Origin of the sequence: Agrobacterium tumefaciens (assembly GCF_013337285.1) — a bacterium.
Taxonomy (GTDB): Bacteria; Pseudomonadota; Alphaproteobacteria; order Rhizobiales; family Rhizobiaceae; genus Agrobacterium; species Agrobacterium burrii.
In genome coordinates this window covers 1,065,349-1,091,870 of record NZ_SUPW01000001.1, presented here as the reverse complement: position 1 = coordinate 1,091,870, position 26,522 = coordinate 1,065,349, and the positions used below count along the sequence as shown (strand labels likewise).

The following is a 26,522-nucleotide window of genomic DNA, read 5'->3' as shown; positions in this document are numbered from 1 at the left end:
TGCCGATCTCCCCCCTTGAGGGGGAGATGCCCGGCAGGGCAGAGGGGGTAAAGCCACACGCACTCTCGATCCGCTGCTCTAAACTCCACCAGCCCCACGCTTCAAATGCTCATCGAGCCGGGGCATGATTTCCACGAAATTGCACGGCAAGTGGCGATAATCGAGCTGCGCCTTGAGAATGCCATCCCACGCATCCTTGCAAGCCCCCGGTGATCCCGGCAGCACGAAGATGAACGTGGCGTTCGCCACGCCGCCGGTCGCGCGTGACTGGATGGTGGCGGTGCCGATCTTGTCATAGGAAATGCGATGGAAGACGGCGGAAAAGCCGTCCATGCGCTTTTCGAACAGCGGCTCCAGCGCTTCCGGCGTCACGTCGCGGCCGGTAAAGCCGGTGCCGCCGGTGGTGATCACCACATCGATGTCGTCAGCAAGCGTCCAGTCGCGCACGGTGTTGAAAATGGCCTGCCTGTCATCCGGCACGATGGCGCGGGCGGCGAGGCGGTGTCCGGCTTCCTCGAGACGGGCGACCAGCGTATCGCCGGATTTGTCGTCCTCCAGCGTGCGGCTGTCCGACACGGTCAAAACCGCAATGCCAAGGGGAATGAAGGGTCTTTCGCCTGCCATGGCCTAATCCTCAAATGGTTCGCGTCGCCTGAAAATACCAGCCGGGGCGTTTCTTCCGAAGCGATGTTTCCGCGTTTCGGGCGGCATCGAAGGAATGAAAAACCCCAAAGCAGGTCGCACCCGAACCGGACATGCGGACAAGCACGGCACCTTCCTGCGACAACATGCCGACGATCTCGCCGATCTCCGGCAGCAACGTCTGCGCGGGTGGTTGGAGATCGTTGCGGCTTTGCGCCAGAAAATCCATCCAGCCAATTGTCGCATGTGCCGGCAGGCGGGGATTGGTCTTGTTCTGCAAGCGTCGGAATATATCCGGCGTCGAGACGGCTTTCAGCGGGTTGGCGAGCACCAGAAAGAGGCAGGGCAGATCGATGACCGGTTCGATCTCCTCGCCAATGCCGCGTGCGATGAGGGGCCGGCTTTCAAGGCACATCGGCACATCCGCGCCGAGTGTGAGCGCGATTGAGGCGAGCCCTTCCGGCTCTATCGTAACATGCCAGTGCCGCAACAACGCCCGCAGCGTCGCTGCTGCATCCGCCGAACCGCCGCCGATGCCGGAAGCCACCGGCAGGTTCTTTTCGAGGTGAATGGCAACTGGAGGGCCTGGCTGACCCGTGGCCGCAAGCGTATCACGCAGCCTGTCCCGGGCGCGGGTGACGAGATTGTCGCCGCCATCTCCCGTACGCAGAAGATCGCCGAAAGGCCCCGAAATCGAGAAGCTATCGGCATCGGCATCGCGAATACGGATCACGTCACCGGCTTCAGTGAATGTCACCAGCGTTTCAAGCAGATGATAACCATCCGCCCGCTGGCCGGTTACATGCAGTGCCAGATTGATCTTGGCCGGGGCCGCCTCGATGGTCTCGGTGGCCCCGGAAACTTCATGCACGCGCATGCGGCGTCAGGATTTCTTGTCCGGGGCAGGTGCAGGAGCCGGTGCCGGAGGAGCCGGCGGTTGCGGCGCGGCTTCCTTCTTGGCGGTGTTTTCGGCGTCCTTTTCAAGCGGCGGCAGGCCGTTGGCGATCTTTTCCTTCACCTTGGCCTGGTCCACATCGTCGCTATCGCCGATCAAGGCGCGGTTCCACTGATAGACGGCCTCGATCTTGCGGCCGACACGCCAATAGGCGTCACCCAGGTGGTCATTGATGGTCGGATCGCCGGCCTTGAGTTCGATCGCCCGCTCCAGTTCGGTCACGGCCTCATCGAAGGCGCCGAGGCGATAATGCGCCCAGCCAAGCGAATCGACGATGTAACCGTCATTCGGGCGAAGCTCGACGGCGCGGCTGATCATCTTCATGCCGTCGTCGAGATTGATGCCCTTGTCCACCCAGGAATAACCGAGATAGTTCAGCACCTGCGGCTGTTCCGGGTTCAATTCCAATGCGCGCTTGAAATTCGGTTCGGCCTTGTCCCATTGCTTCAGGCGCTCATAAGCGATGCCGCGCTGGAAGAACACCGACCAGTCGGATTTCTGCGGCACGGCGCCGATCACCTCGATGGCCTTGTCGTAATTCTCGGCCATGGCCTTGTAGTCCTTGGCATCGGAAAGCACGCTGCCATAGGCGAGATAAGAGCGGACGTCCTTCGGATCGGATTCGAGCAGGGATCTGAGATGCTGGCGCGCCTCATCCACCTTGCCGGTCTGCGCCAGCGTCAGTCCGAGCTGCAGCTCGGAGATGCGGTACATCGGCGAATCCTTCGGCACTTCGCGGTAGAACACGATGGCGCGTTCGGGCTGCTTCATGGCCTCGGCAAGACCGCCGAGAAGAATAAGCGTGTCGGGGCTTTTCTTGTCGAGGGCGCGGGATGTCTGCAAATAAAGCGTGACGATCTCTTCGGCACCTTCGCGGTTCAGCGCGCCGGCGATGGAGAACATCACGGAAGCAGCGCCTTCGACGGCATTGGTGATCTGCTGTTCTGGCTTCTCACCCTTTTCGATTGCTTCGCGAAGCGCCTTGAGAGGCGCATAATTCGGCGCGAAAGTGTCGCCGACCGCAATCGCGTCGAGCGCCTTCTGCCTGTTGCCGGCGGAAGCCTCCAGGCGGGCAAGCGCCATCACCGCGCGCATATAGGTGTCGGAAGCAGTCGCACCGCCTTCGCGGTCCGTCACCGCTTCGTTGAGGCTCTTGCGGGCGACGTCGGTGTTGCCGGAGACAAGGGCGATGGCCGCCGCATTGTACTTCTGGAAAATCGAAATCCAGCCCGGACCCTTCATGTTGTTGACCAGCGCCAACGCTTCCTTCGGCTTGCCGGAACCGGCACGCGCCCAGGCGGTCAGCAGCGTGTTGACCATGCGGTCGAGATCGTTGGGGCCGGTATATTTCAGGATTTTCTCGGCCTTGACGAATTCCTTGTCCTTGATGGCGTCGAGACCGCGCACGATGGTCGTCACGCGCTCCACCGACGTATCGTCCTTCATCGAATCGGCGATCTTGGCGCCAGCCTCGAAATTGCCGCTTAGCAGTTCGGCGATCATCAGGCGCTGGCGGATTTCGGTATTGGCCGGATCATATTCCAGCGCCTTCTTGTAGAGCGAAATCGCGGTCGGATAATCCTGATCGACATCGGCATTGCGCCCGGCAAGGAAAGCGCCGGAGAAGGTGTTCACCTTGCCGGGATCGAAAGTGACAGCCTTCTCTTCCGGTTTCGTCTTCGTCTCCGCAAAGCCCGGGCTTGCGCCCGCGCCGATTGCGAGAGCGGCGGCTAGAGCCGCGCTGCAGAGAAGACGGAGTGCTGGTTTACGCCGCATGAGGGAACCTTTGCCTTTGTGCGAATGCACGGAAAAATCAGTTTCCATTGTTTGGTCACGATAGAATGGCTTTTTTGAAGCAACCCCGCAAGAAATTATGGCCCGGCCACAATCCCGCCTTGCGAAGAATCTGGCCCGAAACAGCGGGCGGATGGTCCTGTCCATCCGCCGTTTGTGTGGGCCTTGAGCCTCAGTTCAGACGCTCGATGCAGAAGTCGATCACTTCCAGAAGCGCATTTTTCCATGGGGTCTGCGGCAGCGGCGCAAGCGCATCACGGGCAATGGTGCCGTAATGCGTGGCGCGGCCGATCGTATCGCCAAGACCATTATATTTGGTGATCAGGCCCAGCGCCTTTTCGAGGTTTTCGTCGCTGCTTTCGCCCTTTTCGATGGCGTTACGCCAGAAGGCGCGCTCATCCTGCGTGCCGCGACGATAAGAAAGGATGACCGGCAGCGTGATCTTGCCCTCGCGGAAATCATCGCCGGTATTCTTGCCGAGATCGGCAGACTTGCCGCCGTAATCCAGCACGTCATCGACGAGCTGGAAGGCGAGGCCGAGATTCATGCCGTAGGATTTCAGCGCGCTGCGGGTGGCCTTGTCGGTTTTCGCCACGATCGGGCCAACTTCTGCCGCCGCCGCAAACAGGGCCGCCGTCTTGGCGCGAATCACCTGAAGATAATCGTCCTCGGTGGTTTCCATGTTTTTGGCGACCGAAAGCTGCAACACCTCGCCTTCGGCGATCACTGACGCGGCGGTAGACAACACGTCGAGCGCATCGAGCGAGCCGACATCCACCATCATGCGGAAGGCCTGGCCGAGCAGGAAGTCGCCGACGAGAACGCTTGCCTGATTGCCCCAGATGGTGCGGGCGGTGGACTTGCCACGGCGCAGGTCGCTCTCATCCACCACATCGTCATGCAGCAGCGTCGCCGTATGCATGAATTCCACGCTGGTGGCGAGCTTGATGTGATGGTCGCCCTCGTAACCGAACATCGAAGCCGAGGCGAGCGTCAGCATCGGCCGCAGGCGTTTTCCCCCGGACGAGATCAGATGGTTGGCCACCTCAGGTATCATCTGGACATCGGAACCGGCTCTGGAAAGGATAAGCTGGTTCACCCGTTCCATGTCGGCACGGGTCAGGTCGACAAGCGGCTTGACGGATGCGAGTTTGTTTTTGCTTTCTTCAAGCGGTATGACGACGCCCAAGGGACAGGACTCCTGTTCGAATTTGGATTCGACAATAAAAACTGGCGCCTTGCGCGGCAAGGGGCGAATTGCCGCTAGCCATTCAAAAAGATGGGAATTTAGGGCTTATCCATGCGTGAACTGATCCGTACCAACGATGCCGTGCTGCTCTCCTTCGCCGAAAGCCTGATGAAGGACGCCGGCATCCACTGCCTTGTCGCCGATCAGGCGATGAGCATTCTGGAGGGTTCGCTCGGTCTTTTGCCCCGAAGGTTCCTCGTGGAAGAGGACCGTGCCGATGAGGGCCGGCGCATCCTCATCGATGCCGGGCTGGGGGACGAGTTGCGGGGCGAAGAGGCTTGATGCGACGTGGGCGACGATATTTCCGAAACGATTGATGCCTTTCACCGGGGTCGGTTTCACATTCTCCAGCCCAAGGGCAGGGGGCATCGGGCGGGCATGGACGCCATGCTTCTGGCCTCGCTGGTGGCGGATGACCGCCCCTGCCGGATCGCCGATCTTGGTGCGGGTGCAGGTGCAGCGGGTTTTGCGGTTGCCGCCCGGCTGGAGACGGCCGAGGTAACGCTTTACGAACGTTCGCCGGAAATGGCGGATTTTGCCCGCCGCAGCCTGTTGTTACCGGAAAACGCTGCCTTTTCTGCTCGGGTGAGCGTGCGCGAGGCCGATGTGACCCTGCGTGCCAGAGCGCGCGTCGAGGCTGGTCTGCCGGACGGGTATTTCCACCACGTCATCATGAACCCGCCCTACAATGATGCGGGTGACCGCCGCACGCCCGATTCTCTGAAGGCCGAAGCCCACGCCATGACGGAGGGCCTGTTCGAGGACTGGATCAGGACTGCAAGTGCGATCGTGGTTCCGGGCGGACAGCTTTCCCTGATTGCAAGGCCGCAATCGGTGGCGGAGATCATCGCTGCCTGCGGCGGCCGCTTCGGCGGCATCGAGATCACCCTCATCCATCCACGTCCCGGCGAGGATGCGGTGCGCATGCTCGTCACCGCCATCAAGGGCTCGCGGGCGCGGCTGTCTTTCCGGGCGCCGCTCATCATGCACGAGACCGGCAGCAATGCCTTTACCCCCTTTGTGGACGACCTGAGCAATGGCCGCACAGCCTATTACCGTAATGTAAAGGCAATCAGACCCGGCTTATAAATATCGCCGTTCCGCCGGCCGCACCATTGTGTTTTCCGGGGCGATACATACATGCCTGACGAACAGGCATATGCTGCGAGGATTGAATTGTGGGTTTTTTGACGTATCTGGTACCGAAACGCTTTCGCAAAAAAGAACTCGTCATCCCTGTCGTGCGTATGCATGGCGCGATCATGGCGGGCGGCAGCCAGTTTCGTCCCGCGCTCAATCTAGCCTCCTATGCACCGCTGCTTGAAAAGGCCTTCGCCATCAAGGATGCGCCTGCCGTCGCCATTTCGCTCAATTCTCCCGGCGGCTCACCGGTGCAGGCGCGGATGATCTATAACCGCATCCGCCAGCTTGCCGAGGAAAAGGAGAAGAAGGTCCTGATCTTCGTGGAGGATGTGGCGGCTTCCGGCGGTTACATGATCGCGCTTGCCGGCGATGAGATCATCGCCGACCCCACCTCCATCGTCGGTTCGATCGGCGTCGTCTCCGGCGGCTTCGGTTTCCCGGAAATGCTGCGGAAGATCGGCGTGGAGCGCCGTGTCTATACCGCCGGCGAGAACAAGGCGATCCTCGATCCCTTCCAGCCGGAAAAGGAAGGTGACATCGATTACCTGAAGTCGCTGCAGGTGGAAATCCATAATGTTTTCATTGATATGGTCAAGATGCGCCGCGGCTCGAGACTAAAGGACGAGCCCACATTGTTTTCCGGCCTCTTCTGGACCGGCATGCGTAGTCTGGACCTCGGCCTGATCGACGGACTGGGCGACATGCGGGAGGTTCTGCGCCGCCGTTACGGCGAAAAGGTCAAGCTCCAGCTCGTCAGCGGCGGACGCTCCTTGTTCGGCAAAAGGGTGCCGGGCGTCAATGCGGCACTTGGCCTGAATACCGGGACGCTGGCGGCTGGCGCGGTCTCGGGTCTTGCGGAAGTTGCCGAAGAAAAGGCATTGTGGTCGCGTTTCGGTCTTTAATGTCGCGGGAATAGGGCCTTATGGCGCAGCTTATTACAATCATCCTTCTGGTGGTGGGATCCATCATCCTTTACCGCCGCTTCGTGCGCGACGCGCAAAAGCTATCTGCAAAATCGAAACTGCGCGAAAAAGAGCGCGAGACCGGCGCCATCGGCACGCTGATCAAGGACCCCGAAACCGGCGAATATCGCGTCAAGCGCGAGGATGAGGCGTAAGCCGGCGGCTTTACGCATAAAACCTTGACCCTCAGGCCACGCCGTGGCACCAGTCCGCATCCGAAGTAAGTCTATGCTTACTTGTCCTCCAAACGCCGCGATGACTGCAATGACCGATATTCCCGACCATATGAACCCGAAGCGTTCCTTTCAGGCGCTGATCCTGACGCTGCACAATTACTGGGCCGACAAGGGCTGCGCGGTGTTGCAGCCTTACGATATGGAAGTGGGCGCGGGTACATTTCATCCGGCGACGACCCTGCGCGCACTCGGGCCGAAGCCGTGGAAGGCCGCCTATGTGCAGCCTTCGCGTCGTCCTTCCGACGGTCGTTACGGCGAAAACCCCAACCGTCTGCAGCATTATTACCAGTATCAGGTCATTCTGAAGCCCAACCCATCCAACCTTCAGGAACTCTATCTCGGTTCGCTGAAGGCCATCGGCCTTGATCCCCTGCTGCACGATGTGCGGTTCGTCGAAGACGATTGGGAAAGCCCGACGCTGGGCGCCTGGGGTCTTGGCTGGGAATGCTGGTGCGACGGCATGGAAGTGTCGCAATTCACCTATTTCCAGCAGGTCTGCGGCATCGAATGCTCGCCGGTTGCGGGCGAACTGACCTATGGTCTGGAGCGTCTGGCCATGTATGTTCAGGGCGTCGACAATGTCTACGACCTCAACTTCAACGGTCGCGAGGGCGAAGAGAAGATTTCCTATGGCGACGTCTTTTTGCAGGCCGAACAGGAATATTCCCGCCATAACTTCGAATTTGCCGATACCGGCATGCTGCATCGCCACTTCATCGACGCGGAAAAGGAATGCCAGGCGCTTCTCGCCGCCGGCGCGCCGGGTGATGATGACAACCAGCGCCTGCACAAATGCGTCTTCCCGGCCTATGACCAGTGCATCAAGGCCAGCCACGTCTTCAACCTGCTGGATGCGCGCGGCGTGATCTCGGTAACGGAACGCCAGAGCTATATCCTGCGCGTGCGCACGCTGGCGAAAGCCTGCGGCGAAGCTTTCCTGCTGACGGATGCGGGTGGGTTGAACTGGAATAAGGCCGCCTGATTTCTGAAGGCAGGCACTTTTCGGAAATCTTGGTGAATTTGAAAGGCCGTTCTTGACGGCCTTTTATTTTATGTGGATTGGTATCCTGAATATAGTGATGGATTTAACGATGAATAATATTAGAAATTTCTGTTTTTTATTTGTGTTTATACTCGGATGCATGCTCGGAAATAGTGCGAATGCGGAAACGTCAGAGTGGATGAGCGGCAAGGACGCCTTTTCCCGTGCAGACAAGCTACGCTCTTTCGGAATGATCGTCACCCGCATGGATTGCAAGGACAGCGGCCAGCGAACGCTTGATGTGGGCAGCGCGCTCGTTCGCATGCACTACACGCGCAACACGGAAATGCGCGACTGGGTCATAGACGGCTGGAACCATCTGGAAGAAAACAAGAACTATTGGGCCGAGCGCGGCTACAGGCTTGCCTCCCACACGCTTTTTGTCCGCAAGGCCTCCGGGCTGAAATTGTATTGTACCGTCTTTTATAAATAACGGATGCCTGTTTCGCGCAGCGTGTCTCTCCCGGCAAAAACGGACAGAATGAGCGAAGCCCCATGACTTTGCGGTAATGAGCGGCTATCGTGCGCGCAACGAAGCTGGGAATCGCAATTCATGTTCATCACGCTGGCAATCATCGCGGCAATCGCGCTTTATATCGTCTTCATCTATAACGGCCTAGTCAAGGCTCGGCAGATGAAGGAAGAGGCGTGGTCGGGCATCGACGTGCAGCTGAAGCGCCGCGCCGATCTCATCCCCAACCTCATCGAGACCGTGAAGGGGTATGCGGCGCATGAAAAGAGCACCTTCGAGGAGGTGATTGCCATGCGCAACCGGGCGCAGGCCGTGCCGGCTGGTGATGTCGAAGGCCGCGCCCAGGCGGAAGGCCTGCTGTCGCAGGCGCTCGGCAAGCTCTTTGCGCTCGCCGAAGCTTATCCAGATCTCAAGGCCAACACGAATTTTCTGGAATTACAGCGCTCGCTTGAAACCATCGAAGGCGAACTCCAGATGTCGCGCCGTTATTACAATGGTGCCGCGCGCGATCTCAACGTCAAGGTGGAAAGCTTCCCGTCCAATCTGGTCGCCGGCCAGTTCGGGTTTTCCAAGGCACCCTATTTCGAGATCGACAACCCGGCCGACCGTGCCGTGCCGACCGTTAAATTCTAAGGACACCGTTCTTCTGACGGTTTAAAACCTCCCGCTCAAATTCCGATAATCCGGCTCCGCGCCGCATTCTTTGACAAGACGACGATCATGATCGAACTGACCATCACCCCGCCCGGCCACCCCCTTTCCGGCAAGGTCGAGCCGCCCGGCTCCAAATCCATCACCAACCGCGCGCTCCTGCTCGCCGGCCTCGCCAGGGGCAAAAGCCACTTGTCCGGCGCGCTGAAAAGCGATGACACGCTTTATATGGCCGAAGCCCTGCGCGAGATGGGCGTGAAGGTCACCGAGCCTGATGCCACCACCTTCGTGGTGGAAGGGACTGGCGTGTTGCAACAGCCGGAAAAGCCGCTTTTCCTTGGCAATGCCGGTACCGCCACGCGCTTCCTCACCGCCGCTGCCGCACTTGTCGATGGTGCCGTCATCATCGATGGTGACGAGCATATGCGCAAACGCCCGATCCTGCCGCTGGTGGAGGCGCTACGCGCCCTCGGTGTTGAGGCGGATGCGCCGACCAGCTGCCCGCCCGTCACTGTGCGCGGCAAGGGCATGGGTTTCCCGAAGGGCAACGTCACCATCGACGCCAACCTCTCCAGCCAATATGTGTCAGCACTTCTGATGGCCGCCGCCTGCGGCGACAAGCCTGTCGATATCATCCTCAAGGGCGAGGAAATCGGCGCGAAGGGATATATCGATCTCACCACGTCAGCCATGGAAGCCTTCGGCGCCAAGGTGGAGCGGGTTAGCAACGCCATCTGGCGCGTGCATCCCACGGGCTATACGGCCACCGATTTCCACATCGAGCCGGATGCTTCCGCCGCCACCTATCTCTGGGGTGCGGAACTGCTGACCGGCGGCGCGATCGATATCGGCACGCCCGCCGACAAGTTCACCCAGCCGGATGCCAAAGCCTACGACGTCATGGCCAAGTTTCCCCATCTGCCTGCCGAAATCGACGGCTCGCAGATGCAGGACGCCATTCCGACCATCGCGGTTCTCGCCGCCTTCAACGAAACGCCGGTGCGTTTCGTCGGCATCGCCAATCTGCGCGTCAAGGAATGCGACCGCATCCGTGCCGTCTCGCTCGGGCTCAACGAAATCCGTAACGGTCTGGCGCATGAGGAAGGTGACGACCTGATCGTACATTCCGATCCCGCACTGGCGGGCCAGACGGTGAATGCCACCATCGATACCTTCGCCGATCACCGCATCGCCATGAGCTTTGCGCTGGCGGCGCTGAAGGTCGGCGGCATCGCCATCCAGAACCCCGCCTGCGTGGCCAAGACCTACCCGGCTTACTGGAAAGAGCTCGCCTCGCTCGGCGTCGAGTACACGGAAAAGGAAAGCGCTGCCGAGCCGCAGCACTGAAACTGGCTGGAGGAAACCGCCCGTGAAGACCATCGCCGCAAGATTTCTCGCGCTGTTCGTCTTACTGGGCGTGGCCTTCCCGGCCTTCGCGGAGGAATTTATCCGTTCCTACCATTCCGTCGTCGAGGTGGCGGCGGATGGCAAGCTGGCGGTGACGGAAACCATCACCGCGCGCGCCGAGGGGCAGAACATCAAGCGCGGCATCTTCCGCGATTTCCCGCTCTACGCGCTGGATGCGAATAACCGCCGCACGAAGGTGGATTTCAACGTCGTTTCGGTGGAGCGGGATGGCGCGCCGGAAAACTGGCGCACCGAAAATATCGATGGCGGCATCCGCATCTATACCGGCAGCGCCGACCGTTTTCTGCCGACCGGCGAGCACGTCTTCCAGATCACCTATACCACCGCCCGGCAGATCCGTTATTTCAGCGATTACGACGAACTCACCTGGAACGTCACCGGCAATGGCTGGCAGTTCCCTATGGGCGAGATTTCCGCGACCGTGGTTCTGCCTGAGGGCGTTAAGGCGACAGACACCAACGTCTTCACCGGACCACTCGGTGCAAAAGGTAAGGATGCCCGCGTCCTCAGCGAAGGCAACGAGGTGTTCTTCGCCTCCACCCGCCCGTTTGCGGTGGGTGAGGGCATGACGGTTGCCGTCAAGCTGCCGAAGGGCGCTATCGCCGCACCCGACACCTCGCAGGAAACGGGCTGGTGGCTGCGCGACAATCTGGCAATCCTGCTTTCCGGCGGCGGGCTTTTGGCTATTTTGCTCTATTATCTGCGGGCGTGGTTCGCGGTGGGCCGCGATCCGGCCCGTGGCGTGGTCGTGCCGCGCTGGGATGCGCCGGAGGGGCTTTCTCCAGCTCTGGTCAATTACGTCGACAACAGGGGCTTTTCCAGCGCGGGCTGGACGGCGCTCTCCGCCTCGGCACTTGACCTCGCGGTCAAAGGCTATGTCGTTCTGGAAGACCTGAAGAATTCCATCGTCATCCGCCGGACCGAAAAGGAAAGCGCCGCCAATCTGCCGACGGGGCAGAAAACGTTGCTCGCCTCCATCGGCGGCCCGGGTGAAACGCTGACAATCGATAAAGCCCATGGAACGGAAGTCGAAAAAGTCGGCAAGCAGTTCCGCGCGGCGATTGAAAAAGAGCATCGCGGCAAATATTACCATAGCAATTCCGGTTATATCTTTTTCGGTATCTTCTTCAGCGTCTTCATTGTCGTTGCGACGCTGGTGTTTGGCGATCTCGATGAAATCGCCATTGCCGCCGTGCTGGTTTTCGGGTTTTTCGCATTGTTCTTCAGCATTCTGTCTATCGGCATCGGCCGGCAGTTCTCGCGCGGCGCATCGCTGAAAAAGCGGATCGGCGGCATCGTCATGCTGGCCTTTGCCGGTTTCGTGGCTTTCTCGGTTATCGGCGGCATCGCCACGCAGATCCTGCTGGATGTGACGCATGATACGAAATCGCTGGCGCTGGCAGCCATTGGCGGCATCATCCTTACCAATGCGCTTTTCCTGTTCCTGATGGGCGCGCCAACCCCGCTTGGCCGCAAGCTGATGGATGGCATCGAGGGCCTCAGAACCTATCTGACGCTGGCGGAAAAAGACCGCATGAACATGGCGAGCGCGCCTGCGATGTCGCCGCAACATTTCGAGACCTTGCTGCCCTATGCCGTCGCGCTCGGCGTTGAAAAACCGTGGAGCCGCACCTTTGAAACATGGCTTGCGACAGCCGCCGCCGGTGCTGCCGTGGCAAGCTATGCACCCGGCTGGTATGCGGGCAGCAATTACGGCAGCTTTGGCGACAGGATCGGCGGTTTCTCCTCGACCATGGCGAGCACCATCGCCTCCACCATTCCCCAACCCGTCAGTTCGTCCAACTCCAGCTTTTCTAGCGGTGGCGGCGGCGGCGGTTTTTCCGGCTCGGGCGGCGGCGGCGGTGGCGGCGGCGGCTGGTAATGCCCGCGCGCGGTAATTTAACCGAATGCATTGGTGACTTTTGCTGCGTTGCTTGCTAAGCCGACCGCAATCGTCCGACAACAGATAAAGTCCTGATCCCATGCCCGATCTTCTGCTTGAACTCCGCTCCGAGGAAATCCCCGCCCGCATGCAGCGCAAGGCGGCGGGCGATCTGAAGAAACTCGTCACCGATGCCTTGGTGGAGAGAGGGCTGACCTACGAAGGCGCGCGCGAATATTGGACGCCGCGCCGCCTGACGCTGGATATTCGCGGCCTCAACGCCCGCTCCGCCGATGTGCGGGAGGAAAAGAAGGGTCCGCGCACCGACGCCAATGAAAAGGCCATCGAGGGCTTTCTGCGCGGCGCTGGCTTGAGCGATATCTCGGAAGCGCAGGTCGTTTCCGATCCGAAGAAGGGCGATTTTTACATCGCCATCATCAATAAACCCGGTCGTCCGGCGGAAGAGATCATCGCCGAGGTGATGCCCGGCATCATCCGTTCCTTCCCCTGGCCAAAATCCATGCGCTCCGGCCCGGCCTCCATGCCAAAGGGCTCGAGCTATGCCGGTATCGAAGGCAAGGGCTCCGAGAGCCTGCGCTGGGTGCGCCCGCTGCAATCCATCGTCTGCCTGTTCGGCCCCGAACATGACGAAACGCAGGTCATTCCGTTCGTTATCGACGGCATCGTCGCCGGCAATGTCACCTATGGCCACCGTTTCCATGCACCCGGCCCGATAACCGTGCGCCGTTTCGAGGATTATGTCTCGAGCCTCGAAAAGGCCAAGGTCATTCTCGATGCGGAGCGCCGCAAGGATATCATTCTGCACGACGCCAAGGATCTGGCCTTCGCCAATGGTCTCGACCTGGTGGAAGACGAAGGTCTGCTGGAAGAAGTCTCCGGCCTCGTCGAATGGCCGCAGGTGCTAATGGGCACCTTCGAGGAAGACTACCTGCAGATCCCGGCGGAAATCATCCGCCTCACCATCAAGACCAACCAGAAGTGTTTCGTCACCCGCAATCAGGGTGCGGAAGAGGGTCTTTCCAACCGCTTCATCCTGATCTCAAATATCGAGGCAAGCGATGGCGGCAAGGAAATCATCCATGGCAATGGCAAGGTGGTGCGCGCCCGCCTGTCGGATGCCCGCCATTTCTGGAGCCGCGACCAGGGCGATCTGCCCGATCTCGACACCTTGAAGGATTCGGCTGCGAAATTCGGCCTCGATCTCAAGAAGCCGCTCGATCAGCGCATGGCGAAGCTCGACGCACTCAACGTCACTTTCCATGCCAAGCTCGGCACGCAGGGTGAGCGTGTGGCCCGCATCCGCGAACTGGCCAAGGCGCTGGCCCCCGTCGTTGGTGCCGATGCCAATCTGGTGGACCGCGCGGTGGTGCTGGCCAAAGCCGACCTGCGCACCGAAGCCGTTGGTGAATTCCCCGAGCTTCAGGGCTTGATGGGCCGCAAATATGCGGCGCTGCAGGGCGAAAACGAAAGTGTCGCCGCGGCCATCGAAGATCACTACAAGCCGCAAGGCCCCTCGGATCGCCTGCCGGCCGACAAGGTGGCGATCACGGTCGCGCTGGCCGACAAGCTCGATACGCTCGTCGGTTTCTGGGCCATCGATGAAAAGCCGACGGGTTCGAAGGACCCGTTTGCGTTGCGCCGCGCGGCGCTGGGTGTGGTGCGTATTTTGCTGGAAAAGAACGTGCGCCTGCCGCTCATACCGGCAATAACGGACATGAATGTCGCGTTTTATCCTTTGGACGCAAGGGACTTGGTAGAGAAATTGCTTCGAGGGATCAATCCGCTTCGGGCAGAGGTCGAAGAGACTGCTTTGTTTGAGAGATTGCTGGAAGATAGAGCCTTCCACAATGGTCTCTTTGTTGCTCGACCGTCGGTTTTTTCGTTGCTCTCCTTCTTCCACGACCGCCTGAAAGTCTATCTCCGCGATCTCGGTGCGCGTTACGATCTGATCGACGCCGTCCTGACGCCGGAATCCGATGATCTCCTGATGATCGCCCGCCGTGTCGAGGCGCTCACCGCCTTCATCACCGGCGAAGATGGCCGCAACCTTCTGGCGGGCGCCAAGCGCGCCACCCAGCTTCTGGCCGCCGAGGAAAAGAAGGGCACCGTGGTTGCCGATGGCGTCTCTGAAGAGCTTTTGAAGCTCGACGCCGAAAAGGCGCTTTACGCGGCGATCAAGACTGCCTCTGCCGATGCGGCGAAGGCTGTCGAAGGTGAGGATTTCCGCTCGGCCATGCAGGCGCTTTCGACGCTGCGCGCGCCCGTCGACAAGTTCTTCGAGGATGTGCTGGTCAATGACGAGGATGCGGCCATCCGCGCCAACCGTCTGGCGCTGCTGAAGGCCATCCGCGAAGCGACCGGTACGGTTGCGGATTTCTCGAAGATTACGGGGTGAGTGAATTGTGGGTAACCGGGTATGTCAGCGTACTTGGTTCACCCCCCTCTGTCCTGCCGGACATCTCCCCCACAAGGGGGGAGATCAGCAGGAAGGGCGCTCCCCGGCAAAAAATCGCGACGTCGGAGGTGGTCGAGAGGTTGCCACGATTGGATCTCCCCCCTTGTGGGGGAGATGCCCGGCAGGGCAGAGGGGGGTAAGCCGCAGCTTCAGCTCCCGCAGGATGTTTCCCATTGACCCACACGCCTCCCAAAATCCTCATCAGCGCCTGCCTCCTCGGCCAGCCCGTCCGCTACGACGGCAAGGGCAAACCCCTGTCCCACCCTGCAATAGAGCGCTGGCGAAGCGAGGGCAGGCTGGTAACGATCTGTCCGGAGATGGCGGGTGGTATGCCCGTGCCGCGTCCACCGGCGGAAATCGAGAGGGGTGCGTCTGGTCTTGATGTGCTGGAGGGCCGCGCCCGCGTGCTGGAGGTGACCGGTGGCGATGTCACCGCGCAATTTATTGCCGGTGCGGAAAAGGCGCTTGCCTTTGCCAAGGCCAATGGCTGCACCCATGCGTTGCTGATAGACGGCAGCCCGTCCTGCGGGTCGGTCGCGATTTATGATGGTTCGTTCTCCGGCCTCAAACATCCGGGCAACGGCGTGACGGCTGCGCTGCTTGAGCGTGCGGGTATTTCGGTCTTTTCGCCAGCCGACATCGATAGGCTGGATGCCCTGACACGTTGAAACGAAAAGCGCCGGAGTTTCCCCCGGCGCCGTTTTTGATCGATAGCCTCAAAGCGTATCACCCTGCCATACGCATCTGCTCTGCCATGCCGTGAAGCTGGTGGCCGGAAGAGACGCGGAAGCCGCGGATGAGGTTCAGCAGTTCTTCGGTGTCCACGGCCAGCGCCTCGGCCGAAGCCGTGGTTTCTTCCGCCATGGCGGCATTATGCTGGGTGGCGACGTCGAGCTGGTTCAGCGACGAGGAGATCGAGCGCAACGTGGTGTCCTGTTCGGCGGCCGAATGGGCGATCTTGCTGACGATCTCGTTCGCCGATTTGATCTGGTCCGAGATGCGTTTCAGCGCTTCTCCGGTCTCGCCGACAAGGCGCACGCCGTTTTCCACCTGGGCGGAAGATCGGGAGATCTGGTCCTTGATCTCCTTGGCAGCGGCGGCGGATTTCTGCGCCAGCTCGCGCACTTCCTGCGCCACCACGGCAAAGCCCTTGCCGGCCTCACCGGCACGCGCTGCCTCCACACCGGCATTCAGCGCCAGAAGGTTGGTCTGGAAGGCGATGTCGTCGATCACGCCGATGATGTTGGAAATCTGGTCGGAAGACTGTTCGATGCCGCTCATCGCTGATATCGCCTCTTCCACCACCCGGTCGCTGCGCATGGCCTCCGAGCTGACGGTGGTGACGCGCTTGGCGGCGTCGGCTGCGCCTTCCGCCGTCTGGCGCACCGCAACGGTCAATTCATCCAGAGCGGCCGAAGTTTCCTCAAGGTTCGCGGCCTGCCGTTCGGTGCGCTGCGAAAGCTCGTTGGAGGCCTTGCGGATTTCCTCCTTGGAGCCGCCAATATCGATGCTCTTGGAATTCACCTTGGCCATGGCCGCATCAAGATGGGTCAGGGCCTCGTTGAAATTGTCGCGCAGCGCCGCATAGCGATTGCCGAGATCGCCGCAGCGAACGGTCAGATCGCCGCCGGCCAGCTTTTCCAGCGCCTCGCCGATGGTGGTGACGACGCGGGCCTGCAATGCGGCTTCGTCGCGCTGCATGTCGAGATTGTTCTGGCGTTCCGTGTCGAGCTGGTCCTGCTGTTCTTCCTGCCGGCGCTGCATGGCGTGGCGCTCGCGCACCTTGTCCTGCAGCGAGGCGGTGGCTTTCGCCATCATGCCCACCTCGTTGGTAAGGCCGGTATGGGGAATGGTAAGCGAGACGTTCTCATTGGCCACTTCGCCAAGCGCGCGGTGAATATCGCCGAGCGGTTTGGAAATGCCGCGAATGACGTAGAAAGCGGCGGCGAGCGCCAGCACGAAGATGGCGGCACCGATGGACAGCGCCTTCATCACCTCGCCGCGAACCTGCGCATTCAGATCATCGATGTAAACGCCGGTCACGACCACCACCTGCCATGGCTCGAAGGCAAGTGCGTAAGAGCTTTTAGCGTAATCATTGCCTTCCATGCCGGGCTTTGGACCGTAGAAATCCGTCTGGCCGCCGCCGTTGCGGCCAAGCCGAACCAGCTCGTCACGATAAGCGAAGCCTTTGCTGTCTGGCTTGCCCCTGTAGTTTTCGCCGACCCGCTTGGCATCGGGATGGAACTTCATCGTCACGTCATAGTCGTAACCGAACAGATAGCCATCAGGGGTGAACCTGATGGCGCTGACGGTGGCGTAAGCCTGTTTCATGGCTTCTTCCCGCGACAGCGTTCCGGCCGTTTCCTTGTCATGGAAGGATTGCAGGATGGAAATGGCCGATTGCACCTGCGTCCGCAACATGCCGTAGCGTTCCTCATAAATCGCATCGGTGGCAGATTTCAGCTGGTAAAAGGTCGCTATGGAGAAGGCGGCCACAAGGGCCACCACGAGCACGATCAGTTGACGGGAGATGGAGAGGTTCTTCATGGGCGCTCACAAGCGTTTTGCATCGCGGCCTGAAAAGGTCGCGCGCTGCCGAAGTTTCGGAAATGGGAATAGCGCCTGATGCGCGGTGAAGGGCCTGAAAAGCGAGCGTCCGCCTCAGGCCTCATATTGTGCTGCATTGCACCATGAAGTCACTTAGCGGCCAAAAATTTGAATAAATATTTAATTAGCGAAAGCTTTATCAGCTTGGCTGACAGAATAACGGCCGGAAAATATATTATTCCCCGAATGGTTGCTGAGAGCTACGATAAATACAGCAATGCCGCGATTATTTGATATTTGTCAGGAAAGCGCGCCGAGTACTGCCCGTCAGTTGCCACGCAATTTGAAATCCGGGAATACGGGTGCGGTGACCGCCGAGGCGCTGATAGAAGCTGCGGCATTGTCGGCAGAGATTTCCTTGACGCCGGCGGTCGTCGTCGTCACGTCGATGCCGGCAGGTGTCGAAACCGTTTCTTCCGGGTGCGCCACGGGTTCGGCATCGTCATAGGTTGCGATTGCGGTGCTGGAGGTTTCCGGCATCCATGCGGGATTGGTGCTGACGAAGGTAACCGGCGCACCGCCGAGCCATGCTTCGGTGCGGATAAGTGTGCGTTTTCCGTCGATTTCGCGCATTTCCGAATGCTGCGTTCCCGGCTCGATGGACGGAATTGCATAACCCTGTGCTGGCGTTTTGTCTTTCACGGGTTCGCAGCCCGTGCAGTCACGGCGAACGAAGCTGCCGTTGCTGGCATGGACGCCATTGATATATTCGATGGAAGACGCCATGGCCGACCCGCCGGTCAGCGCGATAATGGCTGTCAAAAGAAGACGACGCATCGAAAAACCCCCGAAATAACCGCAAAACCCGTGGCACAGGCACGGCGCGTCATTCAATATTCGGGCAAATATTACCGGTCTTTCGTTTCCATCGGGTCAGCGAACTTGGTAAAAATTGAACGAAATATTCGCTCTCAACGCTGTCTGCTTTAAGTATCAGGCCTTTTCGCGGGCCACGGCCTGCCAGCCGATATCACGGCGGCAGAAGCCGTTTTCCCATTCCACTTTGTCCGTCAGTGCATAGGCGCGTGCCTGCGCCTCCGTCACGTCTTTTCCAAAAGCGGTGACGTTCAGCACACGTCCGCCGGTCGCGACAAGCTGGCCATCCTTCAGCGCGGTTCCGGCATGGAACACCTTTGCCTCTTCGCTGGCATCGGGAATATGGGCGATCGGCGTGTTCTTGTCGTAAGCGCCGGGATAACCCCTGGAAGCCAGAACGACGGTCAGCGCCGCATCGTCACGCCATTCCGCCTGCACCTTGTCCAGCGTGCCGGTGGCGGTGGCGTAGAGGATCGGCAGAAGGTCGCTCTTGAGGCGCATCATCAGCACCTGGCACTCGGGATCGCCGAAGCGCACATTATATTCGATCAGTTCCGGGCCTTTGGCTGTTATCATCAGGCCGGCGAAGAACACGCCCGAGAAGGGATTGCCGTCCTGGGCCATGCCTGAAATCGTCGGCTCGATGATCTCCTTCATGGTGCGCTCCACCATGGCGGGTGTCATGACGGGGGCGGGGGAATAGGCGCCCATGCCGCCGGTATTCGGGCCGGTGTCGCCATCGCCCACACGCTTGTGATCCTGCGCGGTGGCCAGCGCCAGCGCCGTCTTGCCGTCCGAAAGGCAGAAGAAGCTCGCTTCCTCGCCATCGAGGAAGGCTTCCACCACCACTTCGGCGCCGGCAGCACCAAACGCGCCGTCGAAACACTCATCGATGGCGGCAAGGGCTTCGTCTTCCGTCATCGCCACGGTCACACCCTTGCCGGCGGCAAGCCCGTCCGCCTTGATGACGATGGGCGCGCCCTGTTCACGGACATAGTCTTTCGCCGGTTCGGCGGCCTTGAAACGCTGGTAAGCGCCGGTCGGAATATCGTAACGGGCGCAGAGATCCTTGGTGAAACCCTTGGAGCCCTCAAGCTGGGCAGCGGCTTTCGACGGGCCGAAAGTGGCGATGCCAGCGGCACGCAGATCATCCGCCAGACCCGCCACCAGCGGCGCTTCCGGGCCAACGATCACAAAATCGATCGATTTTTCTTTCGCAAAAGCGATGACGGCGGCGTGGTCTTCCACGTCAAGCGCTACGAGCGTCGCGTGGTCGGCGATGCCGGGATTGCCGGGTGCGGCGTAAAATTCTTCAAGCAGGGGAGACTGGGCGATTTTCCACGCCAGCGCATGTTCGCGTCCGCCGGAACCGATCAACAGAACTTTCATGGTCAACACCCCTGCAAATTCGCCAGTAACCTTGTGTCAGCGGCGTTAAGGGCAGGGGGGCGAAAGGTCAAGGAGAAAGCGCCGCAAAGGCCTGTCTTTCCCTTGATCGCCGCCTTTCCTGTGGAATCGTTCCTGCCTCTTGTTGTCACGCCACAATCAGACATTATGTTCGCCGCTCCAGACGTCACATCAGAGAACCTCATGACCGCAGATAATGCCCGCCTCGCCACGCTCATCGCTTCTGAAATCAACGCCCGTCCCGATCAGGTGAAGGCGGCGGTGGGCTTGCTGGACGAGGGCGCGACCGTTCCCTTCATCGCCCGTTACCGCAAGGAGGTGACCGGCGGCCTCGATGACACCCAGCTTCGAACGCTGGCGGAACGCCTTGTCTATCTGCGGGAACTCAATGCGCGCCGCGCCTCCATCGTCGAGACCATCAACGGTCAGGGCAAGATGACGGATGCGCTGATGGTCAAGATCATGCAGGCTGGCACCAAGGCGGAACTGGAAGACCTCTATCTGCCCTACAAGCCCAAGCGCCGCACCCGCGCGGAAATCGCCCGCGAACGTGGTCTCGGCCCACTGGCGGAAGCCATCTGGGAAAACCGCGCTAGCGATCCGGCGAAACTTGCGGAGGCCTATATCAAGGGCGAAGTGGCCGATGTGAAAGCGGCGCTCGAAGGCGCGCGCGACATCGTGGCGGAAACCATGACGGAAAACGCCGATCTTCTCGGGCGTCTGCGCGACTACATGCGCCAGAACGCCATTTTCCGCGCCAAGGTGGTGGATGGCAAGCAGGCGACGGGCGAAAAATTCTCCGACTATTTCGATCATTTCGAACGCTGGTCGACGGTGCCGGGCCACCGGGCTCTGGCCATGCTGCGCGGCTGGAACGAGGAAATTCTGACGCTGACGATCGATGTCGATGCCGACGACCCGTCACCGGTGAAGCCCGCACAGCGCACTGTCGCGGCCGCCTTCGATATCCGCAATGCCGGTCCCGCCGATCAGTGGCTGATGGAAGTGGCGGGCTGGACCTGGCGGGTGAAGCTCTCCATGTCGCTGTCGCTCGATCTCATGCGCGAAGTGCGCGAACGGTCGGAAGAAGAGGCGATCAACGTTTTCGCCCGCAATCTGAAAGACCTGCTGCTGGCCGCACCGGCCGGCTCGCGCGCCACCATGGGCCTCGATCCCGGCATCCGCACCGGCGTCAAGGTGGCCGTGGTGGACGGCACCGGCAAGCTGCTCGACACAGCGACCGTTTATCCCTTCCAGCCCAGGAACGACGTGCGCGGCGCGCAGGCGGAACTCGCTTTGCTCATCCGCAAGCACAATGTCGAGCTGATCGCCATCGGCAACGGCACCGGCAGCCGCGAAACGGAAAAGCTGGTCGCCGATCTTCTGGCGCAGATGCCGGCCTCGGCGTCGGGAACAAAGCCCACCAAGGTCATCGTTTCGGAGGCGGGCGCTTCTGTCTATTCCGCATCGGAACGCGCGGCGGCGGAATTCCCCAATCTCGATGTTTCCATCCGCGGAGCCGTCTCCATTGCGCGGCGCCTTCAGGATCCGCTGGCGGAACTGGTGAAGATCGAACCAAAATCCATCGGTGTGGGTCAATACCAGCACGATGTCGATCAGGGCCGCCTCAGCCGCTCGCTCGATGCTGTCGTGGAAGATGCGGTGAACGCCGTCGGCGTCGATCTCAACACGGCCTCGTCGCCGCTTCTGGCGCGGGTCTCCGGCCTCGGAACTTCGATTGCCGACGCTATCGTTGCCCATCGCGACCAGACCGGCCCCTTCGCCAGCCGCAGGGAATTGCTGAAAGTGCCGCGCCTTGGCCAGCGCACGTTTGAGCAATGCGCCGGCTTTCTGCGCATCCCGAACGGCAAGGAGCCGCTGGATGCGTCTTCGGTGCACCCGGAAGCCTATGGCGTGGCGAAAAAGATCGTCGCTGCCTGTGGCCGCGATCTGCGCACGTTGATGGGTGATAGCGCCACGCTGAAGGGGCTCGATCCGAAGCGCTTCATCGATGAACAATTCGGTCTGCCGACCGTCAAGGACATCATCGCCGAGCTGGAAAAGCCCGGCCGCGACCCGCGCCCGAGCTTCAAGACGGCGACTTTTGCCGATGGCGTGGACGAGATCACCGACCTGAAACCGGGCATGCTGCTGGAAGGCACCGTCACCAACGTCGCCGCCTTCGGCGCATTCGTGGATATCGGCGTGCATCAAGATGGGCTGGTGCATGTCTCGCAACTGGCCGACCGTTTCGTGAAGGATCCGCATGAGGTCGTCAAGGCGGGCGATGTCGTCAAGGTGCGAGTCGTCGAAGTGGATGTGAAGCGCAAGCGCATCGGTCTCACCATGCGCAAGGATGGCGGAGAGGCGGCGCCTCAGCCGATGCGCGAAAAGGGCAATGCGAGCGCCATGCGCCACGCGACATCCAAGCCGCAAGAACGCAACGAGGGGTCGCAATCCGGTGGTGCCCTTGCCGCAGCGCTGGCCGAGGCAATGAAGCGGCGCTGACCTAAGGTTGAAATGATTTTTTACCGAAAAGCCCTGTCAGATACCCCGGCGGGGCTTTTTATTTGATGAAATCGTTCAATTTTTTTGAAATAAGACTATCTTGAAACTTGTGCCGAAAGGAATACGGTCAACGGAATTGATAAGTGAGACTTAGCAATTTGGGGGTGCCATGGCGTCGTCTCTGCATGTTCTTCTCGAAAAGATAATCAAGATCGGTGATCTTGCCGTCCATAGCCCGCAGGGCAGCCGCACATTTGGCGACGGCACCGGAAAACGGGTTGTTCTGAATTTCACCGACGAAGCCGCCATGCAGGAGATCGCCGCGGATCCTGCATTGAAGTTAGCCGAAATATATATGGAAGGCCGTATGACCATCGCCGAGGGCGATATTTACGACTTTCTGGCGCTGGTCAAAGGCAATACGCTGAGCGAGGCGCTGTCCTTTGGCATGGTCTGGCGAGGTATGGCGCGCATCATCGCCGCCCGTATCAGGATGCGCCTGCCGGTCAATCACAACAAGAGCAACGTCGCCCACCACTATGATCTGAGCGCGAAGCTGTTCGACCTCTTCCTTGATGAGGACTGGCAATATTCCTGCGCCTATTTCAATCCGCCCGGCATCAGCCTTTCTGAGGCGCAGGTGGCCAAGAAACGCCACATCGCCGCCAAGCTGATGACGGAGCCGGGCCAGAGCGTGCTGGAAATCGGCTCCGGCTGGGGCGGCATGGCGATGTATATTGCCGAAAGTGTGGGTGCCGATGTCACCGGCATCACGCTTAGCGAAGAGCAGCTGCGCGTTTCCCGCGACCGGGCGGCAAAACGTGGGCTTTCAGGCAATGTCCGCTTTGAATTGCAGGACTACCGTTACCTGCCGGCCTCGAAGAAATTCGACCGTATCGTCTCCGTCGGCATGTTTGAACATGTCGGACCGACGCACTACCGCGATTATTTCGACAAGGTGGCGGAGGTGCTCGACGACAAGGGCGTGATGGTGCTGCATTCCATCGGCCAGCCTTCTCCGGCGCTGGCGACCAACCCCTTCATCGAAAAATATATTTTCCCCGGCGGTTATATCCCTTCGCTTGCCGAGGTGCTGCCGGCGATCCAGAAGTCGGGGCTACTGGTGAAAGACATCGAAATCCTGCCGATGCACTACGCCCACACGCTCAGGCATTGGCGTGAACGCTTCGTGGCGCGCAAGGCGGAGGCGGTAGCACTTTACGACGAGCGTTTCTTCCGCATGTGGGAGTTTTATCTGGCGGGGTCCGAAATGGCCTTCACCCATGAAAATTTCCATATTTTTCAGATCCAGCTCGCCAAGGATCGCGATGCCGTTCCGCATAACCGCGACTATATCGCCCGTAACGAGGCGAAGCTGCTGGAGTTCGAGAAGACGCGTCCGCCGTTGGAAAAGGTGACGTTCTAAGGCATTCCTCCGTCATCCCGGCTCAGGGCCGGAATGACGGGACTTAGTCGCCAGTTTTCTTCCCGCGCTGGTTAATGGAATGGAAAGACAATCCCTCTAATTCTACGGGCACCTGTCTGTATTGCGTTTCTGGGGTTCTTTTCATGTTCAAGCCATCAGCGGCAGTCGCCGCCTGTGTCATGTCGCTTTTTGCCGTGGGCAACGCCCATGCCGAAGGCTGGTTTTCCGGCGACTGGTATCTGAAGCTCGGCGGTGCGGGTTTCACTGCGCCGAAATATCAGGGCGACAACAAGAACGAATTCGGCTTCTCGCCGATCATTTCGCTTGGCCGTCAAGGGCAGGGCGCGCGTTTCACCTCGCGCAATGACAGTGCTTCGATCTCGCTTCTGGACAACGGCCCGATCAGCATGGGTCTCGCCGGCAAACTGGTTTCTCCGCGTGACGAAGGCGACTCTTCCGATCTGAAAGGCATGACCCGCATCAAGCGCGGTGGCGAGCTTGGTGGTTTCGCCGAGGCCTATCCGACTGACTGGCTGCGTGTTCGCGGCGAAGTCCGTCAGGGTATCCGCAGCCATAGCGGCGTTGTCGGTGACGTCGCCGTCGATGCATTTACCGATATTGCGCCCGGCATCCAGATTTCCGCCGGCCCGCGCGCCACATGGGTCAGCAGCAAATATAACGAGCGCTATTACGGCGTGAGCGCGGCACAGACGGCAGCCGGCGCGCCTTCGCCCTATAGCCCGGGCGGTGGCCTGCATTCCGCCGGCGTCGGTGCCGCCATCACCTGGAAGGTTACCGAAAACGCCGAAGTCGGCTCGTTTGCGGAATATCGCCGTCTGACGGGCGACGCCGCCGACAGCTCGCTGGTGCGCGAGCGTGGTTCGAAAAACCAGTTCATAATCGGCGTTCAGGCAAGCTACAAATTCAATTTCTCGCTCCCCTGAGGCGACGCGAACAAGGTGATACAAAGCCCCGCCGCGAAAACGCTGCGGGGCTTTTTTGTCCGCGCGGCCAATGCTGAAATCCGTTCCGATTCGCCCGCCAATGCTGTAGAACCATCCCATGGTTCACCACAGCGATTTATCAGACCGCGTTTCCGACGCGCCATCCAACAACTGGGTCTATCGGATTTTGCCGAGGTCCCTCTGGCCCTATGCGCAGCTCGCAAGGTGGGATCGCCCCATCGGCTGGCAATTGCTGATGTGGCCGTGTTTCTGGTCCGCCGCCCTTGCTGCCAATGCCGCGACGATGAGCGGCGGCTTTTCCTGGGGCACGCTGATCTGGCACCTGGTGCTGTTCTTCATCGGATCGGTGGCGATGCGCGGTGCCGGCTGCACCTATAATGATCTGGCCGACCACAAGATCGACATGGCCGTGGCGCGCACCCGCTCCCGGCCGCTGCCATCAGGCCGCGTGACCCGGCTGCAGGCCAAGATATTCATCGTGTTGCAGGCGCTTGCCGGATTTGTGGTGCTTTTGCAGTTCAACGGCTTCGCAATCGCGACAGGCGTCTTCTCGTTGATCTTCGTGGCGATCTATCCTTTTGCCAAGCGCTTCACCAATTGGCCGCAGTTTTTCCTCGGCCTTGCCTTTTCGTGGGGCGCGCTGATGGGCTGGGCCGGGCAGTTCGGATCGATCGCCTGGCCGGCTGTCCTGCTTTATGTCGGCTCGATCGCCTGGACGATTGGTTATGATACAATCTATGCCCATCAGGACAAGGAAGACGACACGGCAGTCGGCATCGGTTCGACCGCCCTGCTGTTTGGAGAAAACACACATCGCTGGCTGGTTTTTCTTTATGGCACAGCCCTTGCCATGATCGCCCTGTCCTTCTGGGGCGCGGGTGTTAACGTCATTGCCTATAGCGGCCTTGCCGCCGCAGCCATCATGCTGTTCCGCCAGGTCTGGGTGCTGGATATCGACGACGTCGAGCAATGCCTCATATTGTTCAAATCCAACAACCGTGTGGGCGTGATGATTTTTGCCGGCCTCATCCTGCCGCTTCTGCTGGCCTGAAGCCGGAAACATAAGATGCAAAAAAGCCCGGCCGCATCACTGCGCGCCGGGCTTTTGATTTGTTTTTGCTGACGATTATCAGCTGCGGGCGATGATTTCCTTGCCCTCGATCTTCATGCTCATGCCGAGCGAGCCGGTGGAGCGGCGAACGAGGAAGCGCGGGCGGCGATCCGCGAAATAGGAATGGCGGCGACGCGGACGGGTATTCTGGGTGCGCACCTTGCCGAGATGTTCTTCCAGCGGGCGGGCAACGCCATCGGCTTCCACCATCAGCATGGGAATGCGGTAGGCTTCGGACCAGCTGCGCCAGTCGGCGGCGATATCGCAGAGATCATGGGCGACCAGCAGCGGAACGCAGAGATCCGGGTCATCATGGTGAAGTTCCAGCGTCACGGTTACCTGACCGTCACCATGGTCGATGGCGCGGGCTGCAACACCCTTGAAGGCGCGGGCTGGCAGGGCGAAAGACAAAGGCAGGCCGGAAGAGGAAAGAACCTTTCTCAGAACGGCGCCCCGTTCATCGAGCGTCACGGCGACGTCGGTCGCGCCGTTGCTTTTTCCATAGGTGACCTGTTGCGGAAAACGTGCCGGGTCGAGTCTGAGTGTGGCAACGGCCCAGTCGGGCTTCAGAACGGTCTTGGTCATGTTTAATCTACCCTTGTTTTACCTGAGAGCCGGTTTCCGGTCTTCTCATCGGGACTTTTCGTCCTCTGATGTCAGGAGATTATCCGCCGCATGTTCGAGACTGCTTAAAAATCGCGGTTAAGAAAACTTTGCATTCCCAAATGGTTAGCAAAACCAACTGTG

23 protein-coding genes are annotated in these 26,522 nt (G+C 60.1%); 15 read left to right on the top strand and 8 right to left on the bottom strand.

Features of this window, described 5'->3' with window-relative positions:
• Positions 1-78: 78 nt before the first annotated feature.
• The 4 genes from moaB to FCH38_RS05315 all read right to left on the bottom strand — a co-directional run bounded on the left by moaB (position 79) and on the right by FCH38_RS05315 (position 4,580).
• Entirely contained in the window at positions 79-624 is a 546-nt protein-coding gene (moaB, locus tag FCH38_RS05330; RefSeq protein ID WP_174373063.1) for a molybdenum cofactor biosynthesis protein B, read from the bottom strand.
• Between the two features lie 10 nt (positions 625-634).
• Positions 635-1,519 (bottom strand): 4-(cytidine 5'-diphospho)-2-C-methyl-D-erythritol kinase, encoded by an 885-nt coding sequence (locus FCH38_RS05325; protein ID WP_174373062.1) that lies wholly within the window; start codon positions 1,517-1,519, stop codon positions 635-637.
• Between the two features lie 6 nt (positions 1,520-1,525).
• Complete coding sequence (locus tag FCH38_RS05320; RefSeq protein WP_174373061.1) at positions 1,526-3,421, bottom strand: tetratricopeptide repeat protein; 1,896 nt, start codon at positions 3,419-3,421, stop codon at positions 1,526-1,528.
• A 142-nt stretch (positions 3,422-3,563) separates the two neighbouring features.
• Positions 3,564-4,580 (bottom strand): polyprenyl synthetase family protein, encoded by a 1,017-nt coding sequence (locus FCH38_RS05315; protein WP_149898619.1) that lies wholly within the window; start codon positions 4,578-4,580, stop codon positions 3,564-3,566.
• A 111-nt stretch (positions 4,581-4,691) separates the two neighbouring features.
• On the opposite strand from FCH38_RS05315, the gene FCH38_RS05310 reads away from it, so the two are divergent.
• The 11 genes from FCH38_RS05310 (at position 4,692) to FCH38_RS05260 (ending at position 15,600) form a co-directional block, all read left to right on the top strand.
• Positions 4,692-4,922, top strand: a complete 231-nt coding sequence (locus FCH38_RS05310; protein ID WP_142841218.1) for a DUF2007 domain-containing protein — start codon at positions 4,692-4,694, stop codon at positions 4,920-4,922.
• 6 nt (positions 4,923-4,928) lie between these two features.
• A complete protein-coding gene (locus tag FCH38_RS05305; RefSeq protein WP_174373060.1) occupies positions 4,929-5,729 on the top strand; it encodes a methyltransferase in 801 nt (266 codons plus the stop codon).
• 86 nt (positions 5,730-5,815) lie between these two features.
• Entirely contained in the window at positions 5,816-6,685 is an 870-nt protein-coding gene (locus FCH38_RS05300) for a S49 family peptidase (RefSeq protein ID WP_423753166.1), read from the top strand.
• Between the two features lie 20 nt (positions 6,686-6,705).
• The gene (locus tag FCH38_RS05295; protein WP_149898621.1) at positions 6,706-6,900 is read left to right on the top strand and encodes an NfeD family protein; all 195 of its coding nucleotides are present in this window, start codon (positions 6,706-6,708) and stop codon (positions 6,898-6,900) included.
• Between the two features lie 100 nt (positions 6,901-7,000).
• On the top strand, positions 7,001-7,963 hold the full coding sequence (locus FCH38_RS05290; protein ID WP_174373058.1) for a glycine--tRNA ligase subunit alpha: 963 nt from the start codon (positions 7,001-7,003) through the stop codon (positions 7,961-7,963).
• Between the two features lie 199 nt (positions 7,964-8,162).
• Positions 8,163-8,456 (top strand): hypothetical protein, encoded by a 294-nt coding sequence (locus FCH38_RS05285; RefSeq protein WP_236776548.1) that lies wholly within the window; start codon positions 8,163-8,165, stop codon positions 8,454-8,456.
• A gap of 120 nt (positions 8,457-8,576) precedes the next feature.
• The gene (locus FCH38_RS05280; RefSeq protein WP_174373057.1) at positions 8,577-9,128 is read left to right on the top strand and encodes a LemA family protein; all 552 of its coding nucleotides are present in this window, start codon (positions 8,577-8,579) and stop codon (positions 9,126-9,128) included.
• An 87-nt stretch (positions 9,129-9,215) separates the two neighbouring features.
• Positions 9,216-10,493 carry a 3-phosphoshikimate 1-carboxyvinyltransferase gene (locus FCH38_RS05275; protein WP_174373056.1) on the top strand — a complete coding sequence of 426 codons (1,278 nt, stop codon included), beginning with the start codon at positions 9,216-9,218 and terminating at the stop codon, positions 10,491-10,493.
• A 22-nt stretch (positions 10,494-10,515) separates the two neighbouring features.
• The gene (locus FCH38_RS05270; protein ID WP_174373055.1) at positions 10,516-12,456 is read left to right on the top strand and encodes a DUF2207 family protein; all 1,941 of its coding nucleotides are present in this window, start codon (positions 10,516-10,518) and stop codon (positions 12,454-12,456) included.
• A 100-nt stretch (positions 12,457-12,556) separates the two neighbouring features.
• Positions 12,557-14,872, top strand: a complete 2,316-nt coding sequence (gene glyS / locus FCH38_RS05265) for a glycine--tRNA ligase subunit beta (protein ID WP_174373054.1) — start codon at positions 12,557-12,559, stop codon at positions 14,870-14,872.
• A 233-nt stretch (positions 14,873-15,105) separates the two neighbouring features.
• Positions 15,106-15,600, top strand: coding sequence for a DUF523 domain-containing protein (locus tag FCH38_RS05260; protein WP_174373053.1), 495 nt, complete (start codon positions 15,106-15,108; stop codon positions 15,598-15,600).
• Positions 15,601-15,658: 58 nt separating this feature from the next.
• Here FCH38_RS05260 and FCH38_RS05255 read toward each other — a convergent pair whose 3' ends face one another.
• The 3 genes from FCH38_RS05255 to purD form a co-directional block, all read right to left on the bottom strand.
• A complete protein-coding gene (locus tag FCH38_RS05255) occupies positions 15,659-17,482 on the bottom strand; it encodes a methyl-accepting chemotaxis protein (protein WP_174373052.1) in 1,824 nt (607 codons plus the stop codon).
• A 327-nt stretch (positions 17,483-17,809) separates the two neighbouring features.
• Positions 17,810-18,319: a plant virulence effector HPE1-like domain-containing protein gene (locus tag FCH38_RS05250; protein WP_174373051.1), complete on the bottom strand. Its 510-nt coding sequence runs from the start codon at positions 18,317-18,319 to the stop codon at positions 17,810-17,812.
• Between the two features lie 156 nt (positions 18,320-18,475).
• On the bottom strand, positions 18,476-19,747 hold the full coding sequence (purD, locus tag FCH38_RS05245; protein ID WP_174373050.1) for a phosphoribosylamine--glycine ligase: 1,272 nt from the start codon (positions 19,745-19,747) through the stop codon (positions 18,476-18,478).
• A gap of 201 nt (positions 19,748-19,948) precedes the next feature.
• Between purD and FCH38_RS05240 the strand changes: the two genes are divergently transcribed.
• The 4 genes from FCH38_RS05240 (at position 19,949) to ubiA (ending at position 25,715) form a co-directional block, all read left to right on the top strand.
• Complete coding sequence (locus FCH38_RS05240) at positions 19,949-22,273, top strand: Tex family protein (RefSeq protein ID WP_174373049.1); 2,325 nt, start codon at positions 19,949-19,951, stop codon at positions 22,271-22,273.
• Positions 22,274-22,442: 169 nt separating this feature from the next.
• A complete protein-coding gene (locus FCH38_RS05235) occupies positions 22,443-23,699 on the top strand; it encodes a class I SAM-dependent methyltransferase (RefSeq protein ID WP_174373048.1) in 1,257 nt (418 codons plus the stop codon).
• 143 nt (positions 23,700-23,842) lie between these two features.
• A complete protein-coding gene (locus FCH38_RS05230) occupies positions 23,843-24,643 on the top strand; it encodes a MipA/OmpV family protein (protein ID WP_153513220.1) in 801 nt (266 codons plus the stop codon).
• Positions 24,644-24,761: 118 nt separating this feature from the next.
• Complete coding sequence (gene ubiA / locus FCH38_RS05225) at positions 24,762-25,715, top strand: 4-hydroxybenzoate octaprenyltransferase (protein ID WP_174373047.1); 954 nt, start codon at positions 24,762-24,764, stop codon at positions 25,713-25,715.
• 78 nt (positions 25,716-25,793) lie between these two features.
• Here ubiA and FCH38_RS05220 read toward each other — a convergent pair whose 3' ends face one another.
• Positions 25,794-26,360 (bottom strand): DUF6101 family protein, encoded by a 567-nt coding sequence (locus tag FCH38_RS05220; protein ID WP_174373046.1) that lies wholly within the window; start codon positions 26,358-26,360, stop codon positions 25,794-25,796.
• Positions 26,361-26,522 lie beyond the last annotated feature (162 nt).